Source organism: candidate division TA06 bacterium, from assembly GCA_004376575.1.
In the GTDB taxonomy this organism is placed as follows: domain Bacteria; phylum Hydrothermota; class DG-26; order E44-bin18; family E44-bin18; genus E44-bin18.
Map to the genome: position 1 here is coordinate 1 of SOJN01000124.1, position 3,050 is coordinate 3,050.

At 50.9% G+C, this 3,050-nt stretch carries 3 protein-coding genes; 2 read left to right on the forward strand and 1 reads right to left on the reverse strand.

The window, feature by feature from the left end; translation table 11 throughout:
• Positions 1-523, reverse strand: a 523-nt coding sequence (locus E3J62_10365) for an HTH domain-containing protein (protein TET44438.1), incomplete at its 3' end; no start/stop codon positions are given.
• Positions 524-821: 298 nt separating this feature from the next.
• Here E3J62_10365 and E3J62_10370 point away from each other — a divergent pair.
• Complete coding sequence (locus E3J62_10370; protein ID TET44439.1) at positions 822-2,735, forward strand: ATP-binding protein; 1,914 nt, start codon at positions 822-824, stop codon at positions 2,733-2,735.
• Between the two features lie 127 nt (positions 2,736-2,862).
• The coding region (locus E3J62_10375; protein ID TET44440.1) for an ArsR family transcriptional regulator at positions 2,863-3,050 on the forward strand (188 nt) is incomplete at its 3' end.

Sequence of the window (3,050 nt, forward strand, 5' to 3'; positions counted from 1 at the left end):
CAGCATCTTTGCCGTCCGGCTTCGCATAGGCAATGCGGATAACCCTTTTGGTCCGTAATCCTTTTAACATCTTCACCCAAACCTTCTGTGAAATCTCCCGGGTTGGATGTCCGTGAAACGACACCAACTGTGTTGTGAAATACGACGGGTCAACCGTGACCTCATCGGTTAGAATAGATCTAATCTTCTGAAAGATGCTGTCAAGGTTCTGCGCAAGGGGCGTTCCCCTGAACTGTTCGGCCATCCGCACCGCAACGAGGAGTAGAAAGAGTTCGGCTTCTGTCAGTTTCATCTCCGTGAGTGTCCAGGAAGGGTCAGTATAGTAGTATCCCCTGCGGTCGCGGTCGTATTCAATGGGAGCACCGAGACTGTATCTCAGGTAGGTAATGTCTCTCTGGACTGTTCTTCGCGAACATTCCCACTTCTTGGCGAATGTTGTGCAATTGGGATACCTGCCCGAGCGGATCGAACTGTCGAGTTCAATCAGCCGGTGATGCTGCGCCTGATAAAATCCCATTTTCATGCACCTCCATTATGGAAACATCAGTGGGACGTAATAAGGCCCACTGAAATGGATAATATCACCCTGAAATCAAATTCCAAGCACCAAATGAAAGGCAAGCTCCAAATTACAAGCTCGAACCGTCATTTGTTTGTAGTTTGGTGCTTGGTCATTGAAATTTGTTTAATAGTGGGTCATGTGATGTCCCAGTGGGTGTGCTACCATGCGCCCAGATTCAATAGTATTGGGGAATTCCCCGTTTTGAACCGGCTGAAGGATTAGAGAATGGGGTTGACCAACAGCATACAAGGAGGCAGTCATGGCGCGAGTGAGGCCTAAGAAGTGTGGTGGCGCGAGGTTCGAGGCTGAGCGTTTCTGCAAGGGGGAAGCACGTCCTTTTAAGGATGATAGCCGGATTCTTGATGCCGCGCGAATACTGTTTGATTTGCGCAGAGAGATGGTCGGGCAGGAAGAGAGGGATTCATACGAGGAGTTCCTTACTCTTGAGCGTGAAATGTCACGCAGGCTACACAAAGCAATCAAGGCATCTTCATACAAGATTCATATCGTGAAGACATTCAAGGAGCGTCACTTGAACAGGCTCGAAAGAGAGATCCTGCTCTTTCTGGCTGTTTCAACTCTCGGTATGGGCCGCAGAATCATGCGGAGAGGTCTTGACGGAATCCAGATCGCAGAACTCCAGGAGGTGCTACGAACCAAGAGCCATACAAGTATTGATGTTATTCGGGCGGTCTCGAGCAGATCCAGGCTCATTTCGTCCGGACTTGTAGAAGTGGGACCCGAAAACAACCTTGCGAGCAGGGAGATAGAGATTTCTGTGGATTTTCTTTCACCTCTTTACGAGAAGAACCCTTCTGCAGAGGGCATATGGACGGTAAGAAGTCATGAGGAACTGCTTTACGCGACCTTTATCATCGTGAAATGTCTTGAGTCCAACTGGGACGACGATCTTAACCCTATTCCTCTTCCTCGGCCGTGGCGGTTAAAGCCAACATACAGAACGGAACGCGGCGACCGTGAGCTGGAACGCCACATGAAGACGCTTGAGAAAACGCTCAGGAAGCACCGGAACTGGCCGCTCAGCAGAGTCTTTTGCGAACTACCAAAGCCTCAGGAGAAACTAATCATACTTGCTCTAATAGGGAAGGAGCTCCGTTTTCTACACCGTAGTAGCGACCTTTTTACGGGCAACGGTCTTACGCACGCCGTCAGCAAGGACTTACCAGAAGTGAGACGCAACCTGAGACTTCTTAAGGGAAACAGGCCCCTTCGAAAGGACGGGTATATTCAGGTCTGCGGAGGTCGCGACGACAATCCTGCTCTTGATGATGAGGAAGTACTGAAGGACTGCGAGTTTGAGCTGACTGGCAAACTCGTAGAGAGGCTGAAGATAAAGCGCGGACGCAAGTCAAGTTCCGCAGCGCGTGAACCTCTCATGACGCTAGACCAGCTCGTACTCTATCCCGAAACGATGGAAGCCCTGCTTCTCGCGGAGGCGCAGTTCAGGCACAGAGATGTCTTACTAAAAGACTGGGGACTTGAGCGCAGCATTCCGTACGGGACCGGAGTGAGCCTTCTTTTCTGGGGGCAGCCGGGAACTGGTAAGACAGCGGCTGCAGAAGCACTTGCACACGAACTGGGCAAGCGCATCATTGCTGTCAACTACTCCGAAATTCAAGACGCCTTTGTCGGCCAGACAGAAAAGAACATCGTACGAATATTTCAGGAAGCCAAGGAGGCAGAGGCTGTTCTCTTCTGGGATGAGGCGGACGCCATGTTCTTCGACCGGAGCAGAGGCGTGCGGGCCTGGGAAGTCCGTGATGTGAATGTACTTCTTCAGGAGATTGAGAGATTCGAAGGGCTGTGCATCCTCGCAACGAACCGGCAGTTCACGCTTGACAGCGCCCTTGAGCGGCGCATAGCAATCAAGGTGGAGTTCCTCAAGCCCGACAAAAAGATGAGGGAAAGGATTTGGAAGAAGATTGTCCCAAAGCAACTTCCGCTTGCGCAGGGCTTAGAGTTTGAGGAACTTGCCAGGGAGGATCTCACAGGCGGAGAGATAAAGAATGTTCTTCTAAATGCCACGAGATTCGCGCTCTGCCGCGGCCAAAAAGCCAAGGTCAGCATGTCTGACTTCAGAAAGGCCATTGAAATGGAAAAACGCGGAAAATGGAGCAAAAAAACGAGACCAATCGGCTTCTCGAGGAAATGAACCGGCTCCATTCTAACTCCCCAGACTGGCTAGCCTCCCCAGGTTCTTGATTGTTTGACATGTTGACAATTGTCAACATGTCAACATATAATTCAGCCGACATGGGTAATGTGAAAGGAATGCAGCAATGAGAGAAAAGGATTATCGGGCGTCCAGGCTCATGAGGGAGCTGGGGGTTCCCATCAGGTATCAGATTGTGAAGCTACTGGATGAAGGGCCGAAGACTGTGGGTCAGCTTGCACAGCTCCTGGATCGCCACCCTGCGACGATATCACATCACCTCCACATTTTACGGGCAGTGGATGTTGTACGCTA